General features: G+C 72.0%; 22 protein-coding genes. 4 read left to right on the forward strand and 18 right to left on the reverse strand.

Annotated features, from left to right (window positions below; all coding sequences use genetic code 11):
• Positions 1–37 precede the first annotated feature (37 nt).
• The 10 genes from ABZ794_RS07930 to ABZ794_RS07975 form a co-directional block, all read right to left on the reverse strand.
• Entirely contained in the window at positions 38–1,237 is a 1,200-nt protein-coding gene (locus tag ABZ794_RS07930; RefSeq protein WP_210784502.1) for an SIS domain-containing protein, read from the reverse strand.
• Positions 1,234–1,419, reverse strand: a complete 186-nt coding sequence (locus tag ABZ794_RS07935; protein ID WP_210784501.1) for a Trm112 family protein — start codon at positions 1,417–1,419, stop codon at positions 1,234–1,236. The genes ABZ794_RS07930 and ABZ794_RS07935 overlap by 4 nt, the downstream gene beginning before the upstream one ends.
• A gap of 61 nt (positions 1,420–1,480) precedes the next feature.
• Entirely contained in the window at positions 1,481–2,866 is a 1,386-nt protein-coding gene (locus ABZ794_RS07940; RefSeq protein WP_210784500.1) for a phosphomannomutase/phosphoglucomutase, read from the reverse strand.
• 69 nt (positions 2,867–2,935) lie between these two features.
• Positions 2,936–3,997, reverse strand: coding sequence for a hypothetical protein (locus tag ABZ794_RS07945; RefSeq protein WP_210784499.1), 1,062 nt, complete (start codon positions 3,995–3,997; stop codon positions 2,936–2,938).
• Between the two features lie 151 nt (positions 3,998–4,148).
• On the reverse strand, positions 4,149–4,790 hold the full coding sequence (gene nfi / locus ABZ794_RS07950; protein ID WP_238691332.1) for a deoxyribonuclease V: 642 nt from the start codon (positions 4,788–4,790) through the stop codon (positions 4,149–4,151).
• 134 nt (positions 4,791–4,924) lie between these two features.
• Positions 4,925–5,158 (reverse strand): hypothetical protein, encoded by a 234-nt coding sequence (locus ABZ794_RS07955; protein WP_210784497.1) that lies wholly within the window; start codon positions 5,156–5,158, stop codon positions 4,925–4,927.
• Positions 5,159–5,220: 62 nt separating this feature from the next.
• Positions 5,221–5,655 (reverse strand): hypothetical protein, encoded by a 435-nt coding sequence (locus tag ABZ794_RS07960; RefSeq protein ID WP_238691096.1) that lies wholly within the window; start codon positions 5,653–5,655, stop codon positions 5,221–5,223.
• On the reverse strand, positions 5,655–9,938 hold the full coding sequence (locus ABZ794_RS07965; RefSeq protein ID WP_357514812.1) for a toxin glutamine deamidase domain-containing protein: 4,284 nt from the start codon (positions 9,936–9,938) through the stop codon (positions 5,655–5,657). The genes ABZ794_RS07960 and ABZ794_RS07965 overlap by 1 nt, the downstream gene beginning before the upstream one ends.
• A 15-nt stretch (positions 9,939–9,953) precedes the next feature.
• Entirely contained in the window at positions 9,954–10,286 is a 333-nt protein-coding gene (locus ABZ794_RS07970; protein ID WP_210784494.1) for a hypothetical protein, read from the reverse strand.
• The gene (locus tag ABZ794_RS07975; protein ID WP_210784493.1) at positions 10,283–10,705 is read right to left on the reverse strand and encodes a YbaB/EbfC family nucleoid-associated protein; all 423 of its coding nucleotides are present in this window, start codon (positions 10,703–10,705) and stop codon (positions 10,283–10,285) included. The genes ABZ794_RS07970 and ABZ794_RS07975 overlap by 4 nt, the downstream gene beginning before the upstream one ends.
• 78 nt (positions 10,706–10,783) lie before the next feature.
• On the opposite strand from ABZ794_RS07975, the gene ABZ794_RS07980 reads away from it, so the two are divergent.
• A complete protein-coding gene (locus ABZ794_RS07980) occupies positions 10,784–12,046 on the forward strand; it encodes an SUKH-3 domain-containing protein (protein ID WP_357514814.1) in 1,263 nt (420 codons plus the stop codon).
• Here ABZ794_RS07980 and ABZ794_RS07985 read toward each other — a convergent pair.
• Complete coding sequence (locus tag ABZ794_RS07985) at positions 12,043–13,482, reverse strand: aldehyde dehydrogenase family protein (protein ID WP_357514816.1); 1,440 nt, start codon at positions 13,480–13,482, stop codon at positions 12,043–12,045. The two genes, ABZ794_RS07980 and ABZ794_RS07985, sit on opposite strands and share 4 nt — an antisense overlap.
• 142 nt (positions 13,483–13,624) lie before the next feature.
• Between ABZ794_RS07985 and ABZ794_RS07990 the strand changes: the two genes are divergently transcribed.
• Both ABZ794_RS07990 and gabT read left to right on the forward strand, forming a co-directional pair.
• Positions 13,625–15,061, forward strand: a complete 1,437-nt coding sequence (locus ABZ794_RS07990; protein WP_357514818.1) for a gamma-aminobutyraldehyde dehydrogenase — start codon at positions 13,625–13,627, stop codon at positions 15,059–15,061.
• A gap of 3 nt (positions 15,062–15,064) precedes the next feature.
• A complete protein-coding gene (gabT, locus tag ABZ794_RS07995) occupies positions 15,065–16,336 on the forward strand; it encodes a 4-aminobutyrate--2-oxoglutarate transaminase (RefSeq protein ID WP_357514820.1) in 1,272 nt (423 codons plus the stop codon).
• 55 nt (positions 16,337–16,391) lie between these two features.
• Here gabT and ABZ794_RS08000 read toward each other — a convergent pair whose 3' ends face one another.
• From ABZ794_RS08000 to ABZ794_RS08030, 7 genes are all read right to left on the reverse strand, one after another.
• Entirely contained in the window at positions 16,392–17,066 is a 675-nt protein-coding gene (locus tag ABZ794_RS08000) for a hypothetical protein (protein WP_357514822.1), read from the reverse strand.
• A gap of 57 nt (positions 17,067–17,123) precedes the next feature.
• Positions 17,124–17,801, reverse strand: coding sequence for a M15 family metallopeptidase (locus ABZ794_RS08005; protein WP_357514824.1), 678 nt, complete (start codon positions 17,799–17,801; stop codon positions 17,124–17,126).
• The gene (locus ABZ794_RS08010) at positions 17,798–18,928 is read right to left on the reverse strand and encodes a D-alanine--D-alanine ligase family protein (RefSeq protein WP_357514826.1); all 1,131 of its coding nucleotides are present in this window, start codon (positions 18,926–18,928) and stop codon (positions 17,798–17,800) included. The genes ABZ794_RS08005 and ABZ794_RS08010 overlap by 4 nt, the downstream gene beginning before the upstream one ends.
• Positions 18,925–19,935 (reverse strand): pyridoxal-phosphate dependent enzyme, encoded by a 1,011-nt coding sequence (locus ABZ794_RS08015; RefSeq protein ID WP_357514828.1) that lies wholly within the window; start codon positions 19,933–19,935, stop codon positions 18,925–18,927. The genes ABZ794_RS08010 and ABZ794_RS08015 overlap by 4 nt, the downstream gene beginning before the upstream one ends.
• Positions 19,936–20,009: 74 nt before the next feature.
• Positions 20,010–21,074 (reverse strand): HAMP domain-containing sensor histidine kinase, encoded by a 1,065-nt coding sequence (locus ABZ794_RS08020; protein ID WP_238691087.1) that lies wholly within the window; start codon positions 21,072–21,074, stop codon positions 20,010–20,012.
• Positions 21,071–21,736 carry a response regulator transcription factor gene (locus ABZ794_RS08025; protein ID WP_210784484.1) on the reverse strand — a complete coding sequence of 222 codons (666 nt, stop codon included), beginning with the start codon at positions 21,734–21,736 and terminating at the stop codon, positions 21,071–21,073. The genes ABZ794_RS08020 and ABZ794_RS08025 overlap by 4 nt, the downstream gene beginning before the upstream one ends.
• Positions 21,737–22,107: 371 nt before the next feature.
• Positions 22,108–22,326 carry a DUF559 domain-containing protein gene (locus ABZ794_RS08030; protein ID WP_357514954.1) on the reverse strand — a complete coding sequence of 73 codons (219 nt, stop codon included), beginning with the start codon at positions 22,324–22,326 and terminating at the stop codon, positions 22,108–22,110.
• Between ABZ794_RS08030 and ABZ794_RS08035 the strand changes: the two genes are divergently transcribed.
• On the forward strand, positions 22,231–22,818 hold the full coding sequence (locus ABZ794_RS08035; RefSeq protein WP_357514973.1) for a hypothetical protein: 588 nt from the start codon (positions 22,231–22,233) through the stop codon (positions 22,816–22,818). The genes ABZ794_RS08030 and ABZ794_RS08035 overlap by 96 nt on opposite strands.
• Positions 22,819–23,145: the final 327 nt, after the last annotated feature.

A 23,145-nucleotide genomic window follows, 5' to 3' on the forward strand; every position in this document is an offset into this window, starting at 1 on the left:
CCCGGTCCGCGCATGACGCGCCGCCCCCTACGTTCGTTCACTGGTTCGACAGCTCCTTCATCTCGGTGATGGCCGGTACGGCCATCGGGTCCAGCCCGTGCGCCAGAGCAAGGTAGATCGAGGCAAAATCCGGAACGGCGATCAGCGACGCCAGCCGCTCCAGGGCGGAGCCGCCCTCGGCGGTCACCACGTCGCACCGCACGCCACGGCGCTCCGCGAGGGTCTGCACCGCGTCCGCACGGCGCTCCTCGACGGCGAGCGGCTCGTCGGTGTCGTCCTCGGCGTTGAGCCCGCCGTCGCGCAGCAGCACCAGCCGCAGCCGGGTGCCCTCGCCGTCGTCGTCGTCGGCCGGGTCGGCGAAGATGTCTCGCTCCCCCTCGGCCAGGCCGCCGAAGACGCCGTCGAGCAGCCCGACCCGACCCCGCCCGGCCTCACCCAGCGCTCCGGTGACCACCGGGTAGCGGGCGTTCGCCGACAGGGTGTCGCCGAACCGGCGGGCCGCCACAGTGGCCAGCGGGGACGAACCCCAGACGATCGGGATCGAGCCGGCCAGGCCCAGCGCCAGTGACTTCGCCGGGTTGACGAAGGACTCGGCGGCCGACCGGCAGCGGTCGGCGTCCGCGTCGAGCCGGGCCGCGGTCTCGGCCAGGTCCGCCTCGTTGACCTTCACGAGCCCGAGGGAACGGGCGGCGAGCAGGACCGGCACGGTGAGCGCCCAGAGGCTGGCCCGGGCCGGGGCACGCCGGGGCACCGGGATGAACGGCGCCCGGGCCTGCTCGGCGATCGACTGCAGCTGCGAGTCCGGGGCACCCACGGCGACGAGTCGGGCCCCACGGCGGTGGGCCGCCTCGGCGGCGCCGAGCGCCTCCGGGCTACGTCCGGACGCGCTCACCGCGATCACCACGTCGGCCGCGCCCACCCAACCGGGTACGCCGGCGGAGCGGTGCCCGATGATCGGGACCGGGCAGCGTGGTCCGGCGACGGTGGCCAGCACGTCCCCGGTACGCCCGGCGGTGCCGATGCCGGCGATCACGACGGCTCGGGGCCGCCCGTCATCGGCGAGCACCGCGAGGTTCGCCTCGGCTGCCAGCGCGGCGCTCTCGCGGACCTGCGCACCGGCCGACGCCGTGTGCCGGAGCATGCCGCCCGGGTCGGCCTCGGCCAACGCCTGCGGGTTGTCGAGCAGGGCCTCGTCGGCGTCACGGCGCCCGCTGACCCCGGCCGTACCGTCGATCATGAGGTCTGCCCGGGGCCGCCGCGCGCCTCGTCGAGCAGCAGCACCGGCACGTCGTCGCGGACCTCGAAGATCCGGCCGCACTCCGTACAGGTCAACGTCTGCGCCTCGGCGTCATAGGTGAGCGGGGCGTGGTGCGTGTCCGGACAGGCAAGGATCTCGAGCAACTGCGGATCCAGGGCCATGGCGCGGCTCCTTCCACGTGTACGGCTTGACCGACGGCGGTGCCGACCGGCGCAGGCGATCTTATCGGCGAACGCGGTCGAGTACGTCGTCCCGGAGCGAGACCATCCGATCCCGGGTGGGCGCCTCGACGTTGAGTCGCAACAGCGGCTCGGTGTTTGAGGCGCGCAGGTTGAACCAGGCGCCGTCGGGGAAACGCAGGGTGAGCCCGTCCATCTCGTCGGCCACCGCGTCGGGGTACGCGGCGCGCACCTCGGCCACCGCCGCCGCCTGGTCGGCCACCGTCGAGTTGATCTCGCCGGAGGCGATGTAGCGCTCGTACTCACCTGCCAACACGGACAGCGGCAGCGACTGCTCGCCCAGCGCGGCCAAGGTGTGCATCGCCGCGAGCATCCCGGTGTCGGCGAACCAGAAGTCCCGGAAGTAGTAGTGCGCGGAGTGCTCGCCGCCGAAGACGGCGTTGGTGCGGGCCATCTCCGCCTTGATGAAGGAGTGCCCGACCCGGGCGACGACCGGCTGCCCACCGTGCTCCCGGATGATCTCCGCGACCGCGCTGGAGGTGATCAGGCCGTGGATCACCGTGGAACCCGGGTGCTTGGCCAACTCACGGGCGGCCACGAGTGCGGTGATCGCCGACGGTGAGACCGGCTCGCCGCGCTCGTCCACCACGAAGCACCGGTCGGCGTCTCCGTCGAAGGCCAACCCGATGTCGGCCCCGTGCTCGACCACAGCGCGCTGGAGGTCGACCAGGTTCGCCGGGTCGAGTGGGTTGGCCTCGTGGTTGGGGAAGTTGCCGTCCAACTCGAAGTAGAGCGGCACGATCTCCAGCGGCAGCGGCGACAGGGCTGCGTCGCCCAGCACTGTCGGAACGGTGAAGCCACCCATGCCGTTGCCGGCGTCGACGACCACCTTCAACGGCCGGATGCCCGAGAGGTCGACCAGCTTGCGCAGGTAGCCGGCGTAGTCGGGAAGCAGGTCGCGCCGCTCGGCGGGCCGGGTCGGCGCACCGGCGGGACGAGCATCGCCCGAGTCCAGCAGGGCCTGGGCCCGCTCCCGGATCTCGGCCAAGCCGCTCTCCTGGCCGATCGGGCGCGCGCCGGAGCGGCACATCTTGATGCCGTTGTACTGCGCGGGGTTGTGGCTGGCGGTGAACATCGCGCCGGGCAGGTCGAGCGAGCCGGACGCGTAGTAGAGCAGGTCGGTGGAGGCGAGACCGATCTCGATCACCGACCGGCCCTCGGCGCGTACGCCGGCGGCGAACGCGGCGGCCAGGCCGGGCGAGGTGGCCCGCATGTCGTACCCGACGACGACGGCGTCGCCCGGCTCGTCGGTGGAGTTGAGCAGTTGGGTGAAGGCGGCGCCCAGTGCCTCGGCGGCCCGTTCGTCCCACTGGTCCGGCACCGTCCCGCGGACGTCGTACGCCTTCACAATCTGGGACAGATCAGACACGTGTTCCACTCCTTGGCCGCAGGTTAGACACCGATCCTGAGCCTAACGGAGGGCCGGGCCGTACTCCGCTCAGCCGGGGAGGCGGGGAATGAACGCGGTGTGGCCGTCACCGTCGGTGGGCGGGTCACCGGGCTTCGGGCGACCGTCGGGCCGACCCGGCATCGGCTGGGTGGCCTCCGGGGCGGGGGTGTCCGGCCGGGCACCGTAAACCCCCCCGGTGGCCGGACGCGGTGACGGCACCGCACCACCCCAGGCGGCGGCCGGCGGCTGCTGGCCGTACACCTGACCGGGGCGACCGGGCGCGGCCGGCAACCCACCCCCGGCGCGGTAGGTGGTGCCACCGGGGTTGCCCGGCAGGGTGCCGGGCGCGTCGTCGGACGGCTTGCGGTCCTGCCGCGAACGACGGAACAGCAGCACGATGAGCAGCAGTCCGACCGCCACCAACACGATGCCGAAGTACATCACCGGTGAACCTCCTCCGGACGATTCGGCGGCGGTCGCCGTGGTGTTCGGCGCCGAGGAGACGCCACCCTGCGCCGCCGGGTTCACCGCCTCGTCGACGGTCGCGACCTCGGTCGGCGTCGGAGTCGGCGTCGGCGTCTTCGACCGCGACGGAGTCGGCGACGGAGTGACCCGCCCTCCGGTCAGCCGCGCCGCGTCGGTGGCATGACCCAGCGTCTGGCCGGCGGCGCTGATGCCCGCGCCCCTGACCACGAGACGGCCGCCCGGCGAACCCGCCGCGAACGCCACCCGGTAGCGGACCGTGATGCCCTTGCCCTTGCACAGCGTCGGCTTCGAGGGTGACGTCTGCGCGGTCGACACGGTGCCGGCGCCGCCGGTGACGGCCACCGGGAACCAACGCCCACCCGCGTTGACCTCGACCGTCACCTGGTTCGGTTGGAGACCCTGCAGGCTGAAGCCCAGCGCGGTACGCAGCAGGACGCACCCGTCGGTGCGCTTGCGCACCGCGACGTTCACCCCCTGCGCGGAACCACCGGCGGCGAAGCTACTGGCCGCGCCCACCCGGACCGAGTCCTGATCGGCCAGCGCCGGTGACGCGCCGAGCATCACCAGGCCGCCCGCAAGACCGCAGACCGCCGCGAGCCGTGCCACGCGTCGACGCACTGTCATGATCACCTCGCCGTTCTCCCCGAGAGGGGTCCGCGGGTCAGGCTACTACCGGCCCCCCTGTCCCACCGGTCATAGAGCGCCCCGCATGTGTGCGGCGTTACGGTTTACGGCACCTTTCGCCGACCTCCTGGCGACCGGACTGACCAGCCAATCAGCGGGCCGGCTCCGCCTCGGCGAGGGCGTCACGGCACAGCCGGTCGGCGGTGCGGGTGGTCTCCGGCAGCCGGTAGCGCGGAGTCAACGCGAGCACCTGCGCTGTCGCGTTCTCCAGGCTCATCCGATGGCCGACGCTGACGAAGACCGGCTTCACCCCGTCGCGGGTCCGCAGCACCCGACCGACGACCTCACCACCGTCGCGCAACGACGACCAGGAACCCCGCCCGGCGGCCGGCGGATCCCACACCCCGACCAGTGGCGTCTTCGCCACCCCGATCGCGGGCAACCCCGTGACCACCCCCAGATGGCACGCGAGCCCGAACCGGCGCGGATGGGCCAGCCCGTGCCCGTCGCAGACCAACAGGTCCGGGACGGTGGTCAGCCGGTCGAGCGCAGCGAGCAACGCGGGCAACTCACGGAAGGCGAACAACCCCGGCACATAGCCGAACGCGGGTCGCCCCACACCGACCGCGGAATCCACCACCGCCAGGGTCCGGGCGTCCAGGACCGTCACAGCCGCCGCCAGCAGGTCACCACCCTCGGCGTACGCGACGTCCAGCCCGGCCACCGTCGCGGGCGCGCTCGGCCCCGGCCCGACCAGGTCCACCAGCGGCCGCAACTCCTCCTGTACGGCCACCGCCTCGGCAACACTGCCCGGCCCTGTCGCCCCCGTGCCCGGCGTGCCCGGCGTGCGCCATGATCCACTCGGCTTCACGGAAGTCGCGCTATCCCACGGCCTTGGATGCCCCGACTTCAAGGAACCGGAGTCGATCACCCTCGGCCTGAGGCGTCGGCGCCATCCCCGGCGGCCATCCCGTCGGGGCCACCGTCGACCCGGCCCCGGATCGCACCCAGGCCGAGCGCGAAGGCAATGCCGAGGGCGACGCCGAAGGCGACGCCACCCTTCGCACCGAACACGGGAATGCCGATCGCCAGACCGATCAGGATGCCGACCGGCCAGGCCCAGACGGTGGACCTGACGCTCTCCGTACCGGATTTCGCCATGCGTCGATCTTATTCGGCCCCGCCACGGCTCCACCCTCCGTCTGTCCATCCGCGAAGCATGCCTACTGCACTCTTGCTATGTCGGGATCCGCGCCAGGATCACCGGCCGCGCGAAGCTGCTCCTCGAACATGACGAACGTCCGCTGCCGAATCCCACGAATGAGCGCCTGCTCCTTCGGCGTCAGGTGACGATCTTCGGCCTTCGCCACGTCTCTGACCGCCTGCACCGTCTCGTAGAGAGCGAAGATCGGACCTTCGCCCTCGAGATAGTGAGCCCGGAAGCGCTCCACCTCCTGCACGAAGTCCTCAGGAGTGCGCCGGAAAATGTCACCCCCAACACCGAGGGTGATCTCCGTGAAAATGTCGTTCTTCTCGTGCCAGCCGCCTGTATCGATGGACACACGCCAAACCCTGGCACCTCCATCCAGGGTTTCCACGATCTTGACCGGAGACTGGTAATAGAGGTAATAGGAGGGAAGCAACAGACCCTCGACCATCAGGCATTCCCCTCGAAAGTTGACTGCAAAGCCTGCCAGAAAAGCTGCTGCTCGCGGCGGCGGATGCCCGCCGTGATCGCTCGCTCGCCCCTCGTCAAGGCTCGACCATCCGCCTCGGCGAGCGCTTCCACGTCGCGGCGCACCTCATAGAGCACATGCTCCCAAACCGCGACCGCGTCCAAGGCGGCCAGGTGCAGCCGGAACTCTGCAAGATGACCGTTCCTCATCTGCAGTAGGAGTTGCACGTCTCGGTAGCCGCTATCCCTAGGCGAGATGAAGCGATCATCGAGGCCCATGACGACAACGTCAGGATGGTCGCGTATCCGCCCGAGGGCGGCGTAGAGGTCGTCGAGGTTGCGGAACTCGACCTTCGCGGCGGCCAGGTCGAGCAGCTTGGACGCATCGCCCTGGTGTTTGGTCACCTTGTCCTCGGCTCGACGGCGATCCTTGGGCTGGAGACGCCAGCCGGGCTCACCGACCCGACGATCACCGACAAGGGCTAGGGACGACGCCAACTGATTCAGTTCCGCCTGGGCAACAGCTGCTGCTGCATAGAGATCGTCGAGGTAATGCTGCCGATAGGAGGGGTCAGACTGACGACGCTTCTCGAATCCCCGCTGGGTCGGTGGATCATCCGGAATCCGAATACTCGCGCTGATCCGCCGCTGGTCGTCCGTGAGTGGCGTTGGCTGTGGTCGGTCCACATCGCTACCGGTCCTGATTGCCTGTCCTTGCCCCCCGGGCCCTGCCGCCTCCTGCTGGGCGACGTCATCCAGCACCTCGGCGAGGACGTCGATGGCCTGTTGATGGCTGGCCAGGTGGTACAGGGTCAGCGGGCGGGCCGTCAGCGACTTCGCGAGTTCAGGCGTGGACTGGATCATGCGCGCCAGGTCCGGATGCTGCACCAACTGCCGTACCAGCCGCTCGGCCAGGTCCGGCTCGTTCGGGGGCGGCTCTCGCCGAGCGCTGTCGAGCATGTCCCGGACCCGGTCGTCGGCGAACAGTCGCACGAGATCCCGTGACGACGCTTCGTCGAGGTCCGGCACCAGCCGACGAAGGGTGGGCGGGTCGACCACCGTCGCGAACTCAACGGGAGTCACCCCCGCCGCGAAGACGTCGTCCACGCCGTTGGCCGACAGAACGGCGCGCGCAGGACCGCCACCCGGTGTGGGCTGGTCGAGATCAGCGCTCTCCGGAGCGTCGGCATCGGCATCGGGGGCCGAGCCCGGGCCGTCGAGGAGCAGGTACATCCGGTTGATGTACGGGTCGCCGTGGCCGCCGTCGTCGTGCGTCGGCGGGTGATCCGGCAGGTCGGGCCGTTCGCTGAACCGGCCCCGGGGCAGTCCGCCGAGCGGCATCGGTCGGCCGTCTCCGCTCAGCACCAGCGCGTCGATGCCGACCACGTCAGGGTAGAGCGGCCGGTCCCGGACCACGCCGTTCTGCGGGTCCACGTAGAGCACGGTGCCGTTCTGGTTGAGCGCCACCCAGGCGTGCGAACCGCCGTGCGCCCACTCGGTGACCAGGAACGAGTAGCTGCCGTGGCCGCCCAGCAGCAGTTGGTCGTGCAGGTTGCGGTAGCCCCGGTCGGCGGCCTGCCGCGCCTGCGTGGCGTCGGTACGGTGACCGGACGCCGGGGCGAGGAGTTGTTGGAAGCGCCCGCCGGTCGCGTCCTCCACCCGACCCGGGCCGCCTGCCTCGCCACGGATGGGGCGCCGGATGTCACCGTCGAGGTAGCCGTCGAAGGTTCGTGGCGCCGACACGCGGGGTCGCCCGTGCACCCACGTCTCGAACAGCGACAGTGTGCAGTCCAGGCAGTTGATGCCACGGGTGGCGTCGGCAGCGGGACCGCCGTCGTTGAGCAGCCGGAACCAGCCGCCCTGTCGGGGGTCGGCGGTGCGGGTGACGGTGCCGTCTCGATCGCGGGGCATCTGTCGTTCGACGTCGACCTGGTGCAGCGCGAGCGGTGGCCGGAGTCCCCCGGGCTGCCCGTACGGCCGGGAGTCGTCGATCGGCGGCGGATCGTCGTCGCCGGTGAGCATTGACGGGCCGGCAGTCTCCACCGCGCCGAGCGCGAGGGCGCCCACGTCCCGGTTGGCGTGCTCGAAGGTCGCGCTGATGTCCACGACCGGCGGGGCCGTGGTGCCGGCCAGCACCGCGTCTGCCAGGTCACGCCATTCGGCGTACGCGCGAGCTTCCTCGTTCGCGGCGCGCTGCCAGCCGTCGGCCCACTGCCGGTTGCCGGCCTGGTGCAGTTGTCGGGCGTAGGTGGCGTACTCGACGGCTCGGCGATCGTGCTCCACGGCACGGGTGCGCAGTCGGGCGGCCTCGGCCTGCCGGCGGTTGTTCTCGAACCCGATCCGCAGTGACTCGTAGTGGTCCTGGTAGCGCCGTCGCTCGGCGGCTTCCGCCGCTGCGGCCCACTGCGCCGCGTACGAGTCATTGGTCTCGGGCTCGCGCACCGACGGGGCACCGAACGCGGCCACGTCGACGGGGATCGACGCCCTTCCCCGGGCGGGATGGTCGGGCGCTCGCACCGGTGCAGGTGCCTCCCGGGACGGGACACGCGACGGCACGGCGAACCGACCCACCGCCGGCGGGGTGGAGGCGACCGGCGGCGGCCCGTTGGTGGTGGTCGGGGCGCCGAAGGTGGTCGGTGCCGCCGGGCCGGGGGTGATCGTCGGTGCGGAGGGGCCGGCCGCCGGAGACCAGGCGGTCGGTCCGGAGGTGGCGGGGTGCGGGGAACTGCCGGGCTGGACCGGCGGCACACCGGTGGCAGCCGGCCCGCTGCTCGATTCGAGGGGACCGACCACGGGTGCGGACGCCGACGAAAGCCTCGGATCAGCACCCACCACAGGCCGACTCGGATCAGCCACCGCCGAGGTGGCCGGATCGGCAGTAGAAGCCGACGCGACCGGACCGGCACCCACCGCCGACGTGGTCGGGTCGGTGGTCGCCGCCGAGAGCACGGGGTCGGCCGCGACCGGAGACGCCGGCCCGGCTCCCCGTGACTGCTCGACAACCGGGGACGTCGGCGCAGCCAGTTGATTCGGCGACGACGCCACGACGGCCTCCGCAGGAACGCCCGCAGCCGTAACCAGAGCACCCGAAGCCACACCACCGGCAGCCCCCGCAGACGCAGCCCCCACCGCAGGCGAGACCGCCGCCGACGCCGCCGCCGAAGAGGGAGACGCTCCCGCCGAGGCCACCTCCCCAGCGACAGGCAGCACAGTCGGGAGGGAGGGGCCCGTGAACGATGCTCCGGCGAGGGCGTTGGCCTGCGCGTCGAGCCGTGCGCGTAGCGCGTGGTCGGTCTGCCCGGTCGCCGAACCGGTGGCCCCGGACGCGGCGGCGCGCGCCACGTCCTCCATCGAGGTCAGGCCCTGACCGGTGGCCAGGCTCGCCGCGCTGTCGGCGAGCACCTCGCCGGTCATCTCCCGCCCCAGGTGCTCCCCGACTTTCGCCGCTCGCCCGGTCGCGTGCCGGCCCAGGCCGGCCAGCGGTGCCACCGCCCCGCCGGCCAGCCCGCCCACCGCCGAGGCGCCGAGATCGGTCAGGTCCAGGCCGTGTGCCCGCCCGGTGGAGTTCTGGTACGCCTGGGTGGCCAGGGTGACCCCGGCTTCCTCGGTGGCCTCCTCCAGCCCGCCACGGGCGGCCCGCTTGGCGAGCCCGCGTGCGCCACCTCGGGCGACATCCTTGGCGGCCCGCTCGCCGGCCTCCTTGAGCCCGTGCTTGAGGGACTTGCTGGCCAGTTGGCCCATCAGCCGCTTGAAGATCTGTTGAACCAGCAGTCGTGTCGCGGTGATCGCCGCGCCGGCGGCCGGGGTTGCCGCACCGGCGGTCAGCACCGCCGCCACCGCCACTGTGAGCAGCTCGATGACCAGGATGCCCAGCTCGATCCAGACTTCCAGCTTGGCGCCCTCGATGTCGCAGCCGCACTCCTCGACCAGTCGGCCCAGGTCGGCCGTGACCGCGAGCAGCACGGGCAGCGGGGCGTCGGCACCCTCGGCGATCCCCCGCCAGGCCGCCTCGAACGCCGCGTCGACAGCTCCGACGCCGCCGTACCCGTTGTGCACCTCGACGGCGGCCGCGGCGGCGTCGGCGTGCGGCCCGGCGAGCACGGAGGCGACCGCGTACCACTGGTCGGCGACGTCCCAGACGGCCCGCTCGTTGCCCTCCGGCCACTGCACGCCGACCACCCAGTCGAGGGCCTCGTAGATCCAGCCGGGCACGTCCCACGGCGCGTAGTCCAGGGGGTGCGGGATGGGGCTCGGCAGCACGCTCATCGGGATCGTCGGCCGTCAGCGCCGGTCGGCGGCCCGACCGACCCGGGCGGCGCCGGCCCCGTCGGTCTGCACGCTCGCGTCGACCGCCTCGACCACGTCGCTGCCCAGCTCGGTGAGCCGGTGCCCGACGCCGGCCCAGGCCCGCAGCACTGTCTGCTCGAACCCGCGATAGTTGCGCTCGAAGGCGGCACCGATGTCGTCGCGACCCCACGGCCGAGCACCGCTGGTGGCCTCGATCGCGCCCCCCTCCGCCGCACGACGGGCCGTCACCGCCTCGCCGGCGAGCGCCAGGTCGGCGCCACCTCGGCGGGCCCGGGACGGATCAAGCCAGAGCTGCCCGTCGGTCATGGCTTCGCCTCATTTTTGCCGAGTACGGCGTCGGCCCGGCCGAGCAGCGTGGCGTAATCGCCGGTCTTGAGGAAGTCCGTCGCCCCGGAGCCGGCCGGCATGCTCTCGGCGACGAGGTCGCGGGTGACCTCTGCGGCGGCGGTCGCGGCGGCCCGGATCGTTTCGGTGACCTTTCGGCCGAGCGCGTCAGCGTCGCGGTCCCGGTAGATGGCCGGCGTCAGCTTGACCTCGATCAACTGGCCCTGCGCGCCCACTGTCGCCGTCACCTGCCCGTCGGCCGACCGGCGGGTCACCCGCAGCGCGGCGAGTCGCGTCTGGAGGGTGTCCAAACCGGATCTGAGCTGCTGGTATTGCCCATAAACGTCGTCGAATCGGGCCCGTAGCTCGCGATTGACGCCCCGGTCCGCCTGTTCGTCCATCGCCGCCCTCCCGTCACCGTCGGTAGAGCGAAACAATACCGGCCGCCATCGATCCGTGTAGTCCGGTAGTTTCAATGCGTGATCGACCGTCAACAGGCCGAGCAGCTCGCGGCCACCTGGGCCCGCCGTGACTCGCAGCGTCTCGGCCACGAGTGCACCGCGATGGTCGACGAGTTCGACCTGGGGTGGGTCATCACGTCCGTCGTGCCCACCGAGGTGCGCACGGTGCCGGGTGACCTGCCGACGACAGTCATCGACAAGCAGACCGGCACGGTCACCACCTGGCCCCGGGTGCCGAGCACTGTGGTGGCGGAGCTGTACCGGCGTAGCCAGCCCGTCGGGCCGACAGCTCCCCGCACTCTCGATCCGTCGAGCCTGCTGCTCCGGGAGATCCATCGGGGCGCCACCCCGAACACCGCCGCGCACCTGACCATCGACGGACGGATCTGGACGGCCCAGGGCACGAAGGCCGACGTGCCACTTCACCATCACCCGCTGGTCCGCGACTACCTCGACCAACTGCCCCCCGGCGAGTTGGTTCGCGGCGGGGAGGCGCACGCGGAGCTGATCGTGGTCTCGGACGTCCTGCACGAGTACGACCACCGCCGCGCCGCCGAGGGCATCGCGCCGATGGGGCGGGCCGAGGCAGCGGCGCTGCTGGAGGCCGCCCGCTTCGAGATCTTCCGGGTCCGTGAGCCGGGCGATCCCGCTGGTGGGCCCGCCGAGCGGCCCTGCGACTCGTGCATCGCCTTCCTGGTGCGGGCGAACGTCCTGCCGGAGTCGGCTCGCGCCTACACCGAGACCTGGAACGCGCCGGAGGCAGCCGACCCCGATCCTGGGCGGTTCCCGGCGGAGGTCGCGAACGCGCTGGTCGCGGCCGGGTGGCGGCCACACATCGGGGACCAGATCATGGCCGCCGCCGCCGTACGGGACGTCACGTCGGTGCCGGGGCGCAACCATCGGCACGAGGTCTTTCCCGCCGCCGTGGAGGCGCTCACCGCGTTCCCCAGCCTGGTGGGTGCGCGGCGCGGCAGGGGCGAGCAGGTGTGGATCTCCCGTTTCGACATCCGCCCGCACACCATCGCGCACACCGCCGACACCCTCGCGGACTTCGGCGCGGTGCTCGGCGTACGCCTCTTTCCGATCGGCACCGAGCAGCAGGACAGCATCCTGGCGGTGGACGAGCGCGGCCGGGTCTTCGCGCTCGACCAGGCCGGCGAGTGGTTCCTCGGCGACACCATCGACGCCGCGCTGACCACTCTGCTGCTCGGCCGCGCCCCCGCCCGGGTCCGCGACGACGGCACCTGGCGGGCCGACCAGCCCGGCGGCGTTGCCGGCTAGAGCGTGAGGCCGGTCAGCACCATGACCCGGGGCTCGGTGTAGTCGTCCATCGCGCTGCGCGGCCCTTCCCGGCCGACGCCGCTGCCCTTCACGCCGCCGTAGGGCATCTGGTCGGCGCGGTACGACGGCACGTCGCCGACGATCACCCCGCCCACCTCCAGCGCGCGGGCGGCGGCGAAGGCCACGTCCAGGCGTCGCGTGAAGACGCCGGCCTGCAAGCCGTACGCCGAGTCGTTCACCGCTGTGAACGCGGCCTGGTCGTCGGCGACCGGGGTGACCACCAGCACCGGCCCGAACACCTCCTCGGCCACCACCTTGGCGTTCGCCGGTACGCCGGTGAGCACGGTCGGGGGGTAGGTAGCACCGTCGCGGAGGCCGCCCACCTCGACGGTGCCGCCGGCGGCGACGGCCTCGGCCACCCACGTCTCGACCCGGCGGGCCGCGTCCTCGGACACCATCGGCCCGACGTCGGTCAGCTCGGACGCGGGGTCTCCGGTCCGCAGCCCCCGCACCGCCGCCACCAGCCGGGGCAGGAAGTCGGCGTGCCGGGCGTGGTGCACGTACACCCGTTGGACGGCGATGCACGACTGGCCGGCCTGGTAGTTGGCGAACGTCGCGATGCGCTGCGCGGCGAAGTCCAGGTCCTCGTCGGCGGTCCAGTCCGCACAGAGCACCGCGGCGGCGTTGCCGCCCAACTCCAGCGTCACGTGCTTCTCCGGCGCGGCGCGGCGGATGGCGGCGCCGACCGGCCCGGAGCCGGTGAACGACACCACCGGTAGCCGGGGTTCGGTGACCAGTTCGGCGGCGCGGTCGTTGGGCAGCGGCAGCACCGAGAACATCCCGGCCGGGAGGTCGGTCTCGGCCAGCAACTCGCCGAGCAGCAGCGCGGTCAGGGGCGTCGCGGGCGCGGGCTTGACGATGATCGGCGCGCCGACGGCGATGGCCGGCGCCACCTTGTGGGCGACGAGGTTGAGCGGGAAGTTGAACGGCGTGATGCCCAGCACCGGCCCGCGCGGCACCCTGCGGACCAGGGCGATCCGCCCGCTGGCGGCCGGGTCGGTGTCGAGTCGTTGCAACTCGCCGGAGAAGCGGCGGGCCTCCTCGGCGGCCCAGCGGAACGTCGACACGGCACGCCCGACCTCGGCGCGGGCCCACTTGAGCGGCTTGCCGTTCTCCGCGGTGATCAGGGCGGCGATCTCGCCCGCGCGCTCGGCGATCCGCCGGGAAACGTGGTCGAGGGCCGCCGCGCGGGCGTGCGCGGGCAGGGTCGCGGCCTGCGCGGCCACCCCGGCCGCCGCGGCGACGGCGGCGTCGACCTGGTCGGGCGTGGCGAATGTGGTACGCCCCACCGGGCGGCCGTCGTACGGGTGGTGGACTGTCAACTCACCCTCGCCGGTGGCGGGGCGGGAGGCGACGAAGAAGGCTGCGGGCTCCACGCCGAGCAGAGTAGCCGAGCGGCCAGCCGACGGAAACAGTCGCGATAACCCTTGTCTGCCGCGAATTCAGTAGCGAAGATGGCAGAGAGATTGCGATAACCGCCGCAGAACCGCGCCCCCGGCCCCCTCGGAGTGATCCCTCATGAGTGACCAGCAGCAGCTGCGCAACTTCGTCAACGGCTCCTACGTCGACCCGTCCGATGGCGGTTACGCCGACCTGGTCGACCCCTGCACGGGTGAGGTGTTCGCCCAGGCCCCGGTCTCCGGCGCCGCCGACGTGGACGCGGCGATGAACGCCGCCGCCACCGCGTTCGAGAGCTGGCGGGAGGTCACCCCGGCCGAGCGGCAGCGGGCGCTGCTCAAGCTCGCCGACGCCGTGGAGGCGCGCGCCGCCGAGCTGGTCGACGCCGAGGTCCGCAACACCGGCAAGCCCCGCCAGCTCACCGCCGAGGAGGAGCTTCCCCCGGCGGTGGACCAGTTCCGGTTCTTCGCCGGCGCCGCCCGGATGTTGGAGGGGCGGTCCGCCGGGGAGTACCTGGCCGGGCACACCTCCTACGTGCGGCGGGAGCCGATCGGCGTCTGCGCGCAGGTCACCCCCTGGAACTACCCGCTGATGATGGCGGTCTGGAAGATCGCGCCCGCGCTCGCCGCCGGCAACACAGTGGTGCTCAAGCCGTCGGACACCACACCGGTGTCGACGCTGCTGCTCGCCGAGATCGCCGCCGAGTTCTTCCCACCGGGAGTGTTCAACGTGGTCTGCGGCGACCGGGACACCGGTCGTACCCTCGTGTCGCACCCGACGCCGCAGCTGGTGTCGATCACCGGATCGACCCGCGCGGGCATGGAGGTCGCCGCCGCGGCGGCCCCCGACCTGAAGCGCACCCACCTGGAGTTGGGCGGCAAGGCCCCGGTGGTGATCTTCGACGACGCGGACGTGGCGGCGGCCGCCGAGGCCATCGCGCTGGGCGGCTACTTCAACGCCGGGCAGGACTGCACGGCGGCCACCCGGGTGCTGGCCGGCCCCGGCGTCCACGACGACTTCGTGGCGGCGCTCGCCGAGCAGGCCCGCAACACGAGGACCGGTGCCCCGGACGACGCCGACGTGCTCTACGGTCCGCTGAACAACGCCAACCAGCTCACCCGGGTCAGCGGTTTCGTGGACCGTCTGCCGGACCACGCGGCGATCCAGACCGGCGGGTCCCGGCAGGGCGAACGCGGCTACTTCTACGCGCCGACCGTGGTCTCCGGGCTGCGTCAGGCCGACGAGATCATCCAGGACGAGGTGTTCGGGCCGGTCATCACCGTGCAACGCTTCTCCGACGAGGACGAGGCTGTGCGCTGGGCCAACGGCGTCGACTACGGCCTGTCCGCGTCGGTCTGGACGCGCGACCATGGCCGGGCCATGCGGATGACCCGTCGACTGGACTTCGGCTGCGTCTGGGTAAACACGCACATCCCGTTCGTCTCCGAGATGCCGCACGGTGGCTTCAAGCACTCCGGGCACGGCAAGGACCTCTCGGTCTACAGCCTGGAGGACTACACCCGGATCAAGCACGTCATGCACAACCTGGGGAGCTGAGCCATGCCGTCGAGCGAGGAGCTGCACAAGCGGCGCGGCGGTGCGGTGGCCCGGGGTGTCGGCAGTGTGATTCCGTCCTACGTGGACCGGGCGTCCGGCGGGACGATCACCGACGTGGACGGCCGGGAGTGGATCGACTTCGCCGCCGGCATCGCCGTGACCAGCGTGGGCAACTCGGCTCCGAGGGTGGTCGACGCGGTCCGGGCGCAGGTGGAGCGGTTCACCCACACCTGCTTCATGGTCGCGCCGTACGAGTCGTACGTGGCGGTGTGCGAGCAGCTCAACGCGTTGACGCCCGGCGGGTTCGCGAAACGCTCGGCGTTGTTCAACTCGGGCGCGGAGGCGGTGGAGAACGCCGTCAAGGTCGCCCGACACGCCACCGGGCGGCCGGCGGTCGTGGTGTTCGACCACGCGTACCACGGCCGGACCAACCTGACCATGGCGTTGACCGCGAAGAACATGCCGTACAAGCACCGGTTCGGGCCGTTCGCCGGGGAGATCTACCGGGTGCCGATGTCGTACCCGCTGCGCGATGGTGGGCTCACCGGCGCGGAGGCGGCGGCCCGGGCGATCGAGACGATCGAGAAGCAGGTCGGCGCGGAGAACGTCGCCGCGCTGCTCATCGAGCCGATCCAGGGCGAGGGTGGCTTCGTCGTACCCGCGCCGGGTTTCCTGCCGGCGCTGCGGGCCTGGGCGACGGCGGCCGGGGTGGTCTTCGTCGCCGACGAGATCCAGACCGGTTTCTGCCGTACCGGTGACTGGTTCGCCTGTCAGCACGAGGGCGTCGAACCCGACCTGGTGACAGTGGCCAAGGGCATCGCCGGTGGCCTGCCGCTGGCCGCGGTGACCGGCCGGGCCGAGCTGATGGACGCGGTGCACGTCGGTGGGCTCGGCGGCACGTACGGCGGCAACCCGATCGCCTGCGCCGCCGCGCTGGCCACCATCGAGACCATGCACGAGTTGGACCTGGCCGGTGCGGCCCGACGGATCGAGTCGGTGCTCGTCCCCCGGCTACGGGCCATCGCCGAGCGGGATCCCCGGGTCGCCGAGGTACGCGGCCGGGGCGCGATGCTCGCCGTGGAGCTGGTGCTGCCGGGCACCCTCACCCCCGACCCGGTCGCCACCGCGGCGATCTCGGCGGCCTGTCACGCCGCGGGCCTGCTCACCCTGACCTGCGGCACGTACGGCAACGTGCTGCGCTTCCTGCCCCCGCTGGTGATCTCCGACGGGCACCTCGGTCGGGGTGCCGACCTGCTCGACGCCGCCTTCGGCTGAGCGCTGAGCAGGCTGAGCGGCGGAGGGGCCCGGTGCACGGGCCCCTCCGCCGAGGTCAGCGAAGCACCTCGACAGTGTTGCGGCGCACCAGGTTCTTGCCCGGTTCGCGGATCTGCTCCATGGCGGCGGAGTTGAGCAGCACGCAGCTTCCCGACGGGCCGGTCACCGTCACAGTGGTCGCCCGGTTGTTGTCCAGGTTGGTCACCCGCAGCCGGGTGCCCACCGGGAACTGCCCACTGGTCGCCGCCGGTCCGGCCGCCTCCTCGAAGAAGGTGATCGCCCCGGAGCACACCGACTGGGGCGCCGGGCCGGACGCGCCGGGCGACGCGGCGCCGGGGCGCACGGTGCCGGGGGCCGGAGCGCCGGCGGGTGGGGCCGCGCCGTCGACGCGTTCCACCACGTTGCGGCGGATCACGTTCTTCCCCGGCTCGCGGACCAGCTCCATGGCCGCCGCGTTGAGCAGCACACAACTGCCCGACGGGCCGGTCACCGTCACAGTGGCCGCCCGGTTGTTGTCCAGGTTGGTCACCCGCAGCCGGGTACCCACCGGGAACCGGTCGCTGGTCGCGGCCGGCGCGCCGCCCTCCGCGGAGAAGGTGACCGAGCCGGAGCAGACCGACGACCGTGCCGGGGCCGTGTCGGCGAACCCGAAGCTGGTCCCCACCGACACGCCCACCGCGGCGAGCACCGCCACGCTCGCTGCCAGCACGTGCCTGCGCTGCACCCTCATCGCCGTCACTCCCGTCCTCGGTGGTGTCCTTCACTCACCGGTACGGACCGGAGCGTCCTACCGTTCAGCCGGCACGGGTATCGATCGTGCGGCGGCCAGGTCCACCGGCCCGTACCGGGTGCGCGGGGCCCCGGTGATCAGCGCCCAGTAACGGTCGCCGTACGACCAGTGCCACCACTCGGTCGGGTAGTTGACCATCCCCGCGCCACCGAGGGCGTCCACCAGGATCTGCCGGTGCCGACGGGCGGTGCCGCCGATCGTCGGCGCGTCGGTGAAGCAGGCGTCGGCGCTGTCCTCCGGGGTGGCGTCGATGGCCGTGCCCAGGTCCAGCTCCACACCGTCGTCGGTGCAGAGCGTCAGGTCCACAGCGCCGCCCGTGCTGTGCGGGGCCACCTCGACCGGTGAGACGAACTTCGTGGTCTCCCGGTGCAGCCGCTGCGGCGACCAGTCCGGGTGCCGTCGGCGCAGCTCGTCGCGGTAGCCGGTGAAGATGGCCAGTTGCGCCTGGTACGGCCGGTAACCCTCGACCACCAGCAGCCGCAGCCCGCCGGGCAGGGCACGCTGCGCGGCCAGCAGGCGGTCCACGACACCGGCGCGCAACCGGGCGTACGCCCCGGCCGGGTCGGCCGCCCGGCCGTCGAGCCGCAACTCCGGCAGCTCACGCAGGTCCACGAACTCCTCGCCGTCGTCGGCGCTGGGCACCGCCGCCACCCGGGGGTCGGAGAGCAGGATCATCTGGTGCTCCCCGCCGTGCTCGCGGGCCGTTCCGCGTGCCGGAGCCGGGCCAACTCGACGAGCCGGTCCACCACCTCCCGGTAACTGACCCCGACGGCGGCCCACACCTTCGGGTACATCGAGTGCGCGGTGAAGCCGGGCATCGTGTTCAGCTCGTTGACGTACAGCTCACCGGTCGTCTCGTCGTAGAAGAAGTCGACCCGGGCCAGACCCCAGCCGCCGATCGCGGCGAACGCGCGCAGCGACAGCTCGCGGACCCGCGCGGTCACCTCGTCCGGCAGCACGGCGGGGACGATCATCGGGTCGGCGTCGCCGAAGTACTTCTGCTGGTAGTCGAACCAGCCGCCGCTGACCTGCACCTCGCCCACCGCCGACGCCTCGGGACGCCAGCCGCCGAGCACCGCGCACTCCAACTCACGGCCGACGACCCCCTGCTCGACAATGACGAGTTGGTCGTGGCGAAGCGCCTCCTCCACGGCGGCGGCCAGGTCGTCATCCTCGCCGACGCGGGAGATGCCGATCGACGAACCCATGCTGGCCGGCTTGACGAACAGTGGCCGGCTCAGCCCGGTCACCAACTTCTCCGGGTCGTCGACCGCCCGGTAGGTGTGCGCGTCGAACGACACGTACGGGGTGACCGGGATGCCCTCGGCGCGCAGCGCCCGCTTCATCGCCACCTTGCTCATGCCGACCGCCGAGGCGAGGATGCCGCACCCGACGTACGGCACGTTCAGTGACTCCAGCAGCCCCTGCACCACACCGTCCTCGCCGTAGGGGCCGTGCAGCACCGGGAAGACCACGTCCAGCTCGGCGTGGACCGCGCCAGGGGCGTTACCGGCGGACACCTGCACGACACCCGGACGCGGACCGGCCCGCAACTCGACGGCTGGCCCGGTCACCACCAACTGGTCGTCGATGGCCCGCTCGCCGGCCGGCCGGTCACGCAACTCGGCCAGCAGCGCGTCGGGCATCAGCCGAAACCCGCCGCTGCGGGTCACGCCGATGGCGACAGTGCGGTAGCCGCCACCGGCGAGCGCCCGAGCCACCCCGAGCGCGGAGGCACCGGAGACCTCGTGCTCCGCCGACGGTCCACCGAACAGAATTCCGATCCGAACTGGCGCGCTCACGCCGCCGCCCCTTCCTCAGCCAGGTCGGCGGATCGCGGGGCCATCAACCGGGCCACCAACGCCTCCTCCACGTTTCCGCCGGTAAGCACCACGCCGACCGTCCGCTGCCGATCCCGGTCCGGCGGAAGCCGGAGAGCGCCGGCCAGGCCCGCCGCCCCGGACGGCTCGGCAAGCACCTTCAGCTCCGTGAGGATCAGCCGGAACGCCACAGCGATCTCGTCGTCGTCGACCCGGACGACCCCGCGCAGCGTGTCCCGCACGATGGCGAACGGCAGCTCCCCCACGCAGGACGGCCGCAGCCCGTCCGCGATGGTGGGCGCCGGCGCGACCGGCACGCGTACACCTGCCGCCAGGCTGCGGGCGAGCGAGTCGCAGCCCACCGGCTCCACGCCGTACACCTCGATGCCGGAGCCGGCGGCGGCCAGGCACGCGCCGGCCACCCCGCCACCACCACCCACCGGTACGACCAACGCGTCCAACGGCGTCCCCGCGCGCTCGGCGTCCTCGATCAGCTCCAGGCTCGCGGTGCCCTGCCCGGCGATGACATCCGGGTGGTCGTACGCGTCGACGACGGGGTGACCGCTCTCGTCGCTGAGCCCGTTGGCCACCGCCACCCGCTCCTCGACGCTGGTGCCGGCGAACACCACCCGCGCTCCCGCCGCGCGCGCCCGGCCGACCTTCGTCGATGCCGCGTCGACAGGCAGCACCACTGTCGCCGCGAGCCCGTGCTGCCGGGCCGCCAACGCCACCGCCACCGCGTGGTTGCCGGTGCTCTGCGCGATAACCCCGGTGTGGCCGGCCACCGCGAGGCGGCCGACCGCGCGCAGCGCGCCCCGCATCTTGTACGAGCCGCCGTTCTGGAGGTTCTCCGCCTTGAGCAGGACCCGCGCCCCGGCACGCTCGTCGATCACCGGGGAGCGCAGCACGGGGGTACGGACCACGCGGCCGGCAAGCCAGCGGCTGGCCTCCTCGACATCGGCCCGGACCTGGCCAACGGTGCGTGTCATCGTCTCTCCTCTTTCGGGCACACCACAGGAGGGGTCCAGCGGCACGTGGACCCCGGTGAAGGTGGGTGGAAGTGTCAGTTCAATGTGGGTAGCCGGACGTCGACCCGCAGGCCGCCGTACTCGGCGGGCCGGGCCGCGATGATGCCGTCATGGGCCTGGGTGATCGAGCGGGCGATGGCCAGGCCCAGGCCGGCCCCGCCGCCCTGCGAGGTCCGGTCCCGGGCGAGTCGGCGGAACGGCTCGAACAAGCCGGCCACCGCCTCGGCCGGCACGGGCTGGCCGGTGTTGACAACGGACAGCGCGGGCACGCCGCTCACCACGACGGTCAGTGAGCCGCCCGGCCGGTTGTACTTGATCCCGTTCTCCACCAGGTTGGTGACCAGGCGTTCCAGCAGCACCCGCTCGCCGACGACGATGCGGGGTGCGAGATGGGTCTCCACTGTGACCCCGGCCTCCCCGGCCCGGTCCAGGTACCCGGCCAGCACCGCCTCGACGATCGTGTCCAACCGCTGCGGTATCCGCGAACGGAGGCCCTGGTCGCTCTCGCTGAGCGCGAGCAGGCCCTCGATCAGTCGTTCGTTGCGCTCGTTGGTCTCCAGCAGCTGACTAGTCAGCAGCTCCAACTGCTCACCGGTGAGCGCCCTGGCCATGCCGACCTCGATGAGCGTCCGCTGCACGGCGAGGGGCGTCCGCAGCTCGTGCGAGGCGTTCGCGGCGAACCGCCGCTGCCCCTCGTACCCGGCGGAGACGCGTTCCATCATCTCGTCGATCGCCCGGGACAGCCGGGCCAACTCGTCGCTGCCCCGCGGCCGGATCCGGTGACCAAGGTTCTGCGGGCCGAGGTGCCCGATCGGCCCGGCCAGATCAGCGACCGGACGCAGGCACCACACCGCTGCGAACCAGAGCGCCACCAGGACAGCCACTGTCACGAGCAGGACGGCCACCAGGGGCAGCATGAACGCCCCCGGCCGTACGTTGCCGCACACCGTCGACAACCCGGGCACGGGCACGTCACAGAACTGCTGCCCCCAGGCCCAGGTCATCTCCGAGAGCCACTTGCCCATCGCCGGCAGTATCGGGCCGGCCAGCAGCGCCAGCAGCCCCACCAGCAGCACCCGACGTCGTGGCGTCCAGCTCACGCCGTGCCGCCGATGCGGTAGCCGGCCTTCGGAACGGTGTGGATGATCGCGGGATCGCCGAGCTTCTTGCGCAGGGTCATCACGGTGACCCGTACGGCGTTGGTGAACGGGTCGGCGAACTCGTCCCAGGCCTGCTCCAGCAACTCCTCGGCGCTGACCACCTGGCCGTCCGCGCGCAGCAGCACGTGCAGCACCGCGAACTCCTTTGGGCTCAACGCGAGGGACCGGCCGTCCCGGGTGGCCAGGTGCCGGCCCACGTCCAAGGCGAGGCCGTCCTGGGCGAGCACCGGTGGCAGCGCCGGGGTGGACCGTCGCCCGAGGGCCTGCACCCGGGCCACCAGCTCGGCGAACGCGAACGGCTTGGTCAGGTAGTCGTCCGCGCCGAGGCCGAGGCCCTCGACCCGGTCCCGGATGCCCGCCGCAGCGGTGAGCAGCAGCACCCGGGTGCCGACCTGTGAGTCGGCGATGCTGCGGCACACCTCGTCACCGGTGTGTCCGGGCATGTCCCGGTCCAGCACCGCGACGTCGTACCGGTTCACCCCGACCCGCTCCAGCGCACCGTCACCGTCGTAGCAGACGTCGACGGCCATCGAGAGGCGGCGCAGCCCTTCGGCCACCGTGTCCGCCAACAACCGCTCGTCGTCCGCCACCAGCACCCGCACGTTTTTCCGCTCCCCCAGTTCGGCCTGCCCGGCATACCGTCGCAGGCCCGGGTTAAGGGTTCTGTAAGCACCCGTCGCAGCCATCCTCCACGCGGGTGTCCAGCGGGCAAACCACCGCAAGCCAGTCCCGGTCGACTTCGTGCCCGTGTCACGTCATCTGGGCCGTGCGTCCCCGAAGGCCACGGCGCTTGGCGTGCGGGAGTGAGCTGCGTCACGACAAGCGCTCGCCCCGTCCAAGCCCCGGCCGCCGACCCCGACCCCTCCCGTCGATCATGGAGTTGTGGTGGGAGTTAGATCCGTTTCACGCCTTCCGTGAGGCACCACAACTTCATGATCGGCGCGAGGTCAGGTGAAGGCGAATGACTGGAGAGCTAGGGGTACAGGAGGGGTATCAAGGTTCGGACGATGTGGGTGGGGCGACGGTAGAGGTCCCGGTCCGTGAAGTGCCGCATTTGCCAGCCGTTGGCGGCGAGCCAGTTCGTACGAGAGCGATCATGCTGGAGTCGAGCACGGTCCAGATGGGACGATCCGTCGTACTCGACGCCGACGCGGTGTCGCCGATACCCAAGATCCAGGCGGTAGAGCGGTATCCCATAGTTGTCCGGGACCCAGATCTGCGGCTCCGGCGGTGGCAAGCCGCCATCTATCAGCACCAAGCGCAGCTGGCTCTCCTGCCGACATTCCGCCCGAGGATCGGCGCGTGGCACGAGATCGCGCGCCTGAGAGACTCCCCGCAGACGATCGTGCCGAGCTACCTCTACCCGGAGTTCCTCGGGCCGACAGGCGCCTACGCGAAGGCAAAGGTCCAGCAGCGGCATCGCTTCCATTCGGCGCAACGACCGGGCCAGGTCCACCGCGCACCTGACGGCGGGCGCGCACGGCACTCCGCCGAGCAGCACCGGGTCACGCACCGGCAACACTGCCTCGTGTGTAACGACGCCTCGGATGCGCGGGACCTTCTCCCCCGCTGGCACGATCACGTGCACGTCGGAGCTTCGCGCGTCGCCGAAGCCATGCAGTTGCGCCCCGGTGTGAAAGCCGACGACGGCTCCGGGAGGCAGCCGCCGGAAGATTGCCGGTAGACGTCCAGCCTGGTCGGCCGATGGCCCGTAGATGCTCCGCGACAGCCGGTGCAGATGGGACTGCTCGGTCAATCTGCGCACTTGTTCCCGGCTGAGGCCGGCTGCGAGTAACTCCGAGTATGGATACAGAGGCTCTGCCATGCCGCAGGAATCTGCAGCACCACTTCACCAACGCTCGACCCCAAGAACGCGCCCTGTGGATAACCGCCGACCCTGTGCACAACCCCCGCAGCCCTCCCCAACCGTGCTATAGCACCGAGTCCGCCACCTGAGTCGATCATGGAGTTGTGGTGGCGGACAAATGCCTTGATACAGCGCCTTCCGCCC

The organism is Micromonospora sp. NPDC047187, assembly GCF_040643355.1.
GTDB classification, from domain to species: domain Bacteria; phylum Actinomycetota; class Actinomycetes; order Mycobacteriales; family Micromonosporaceae; genus Micromonospora; species Micromonospora salmantinae.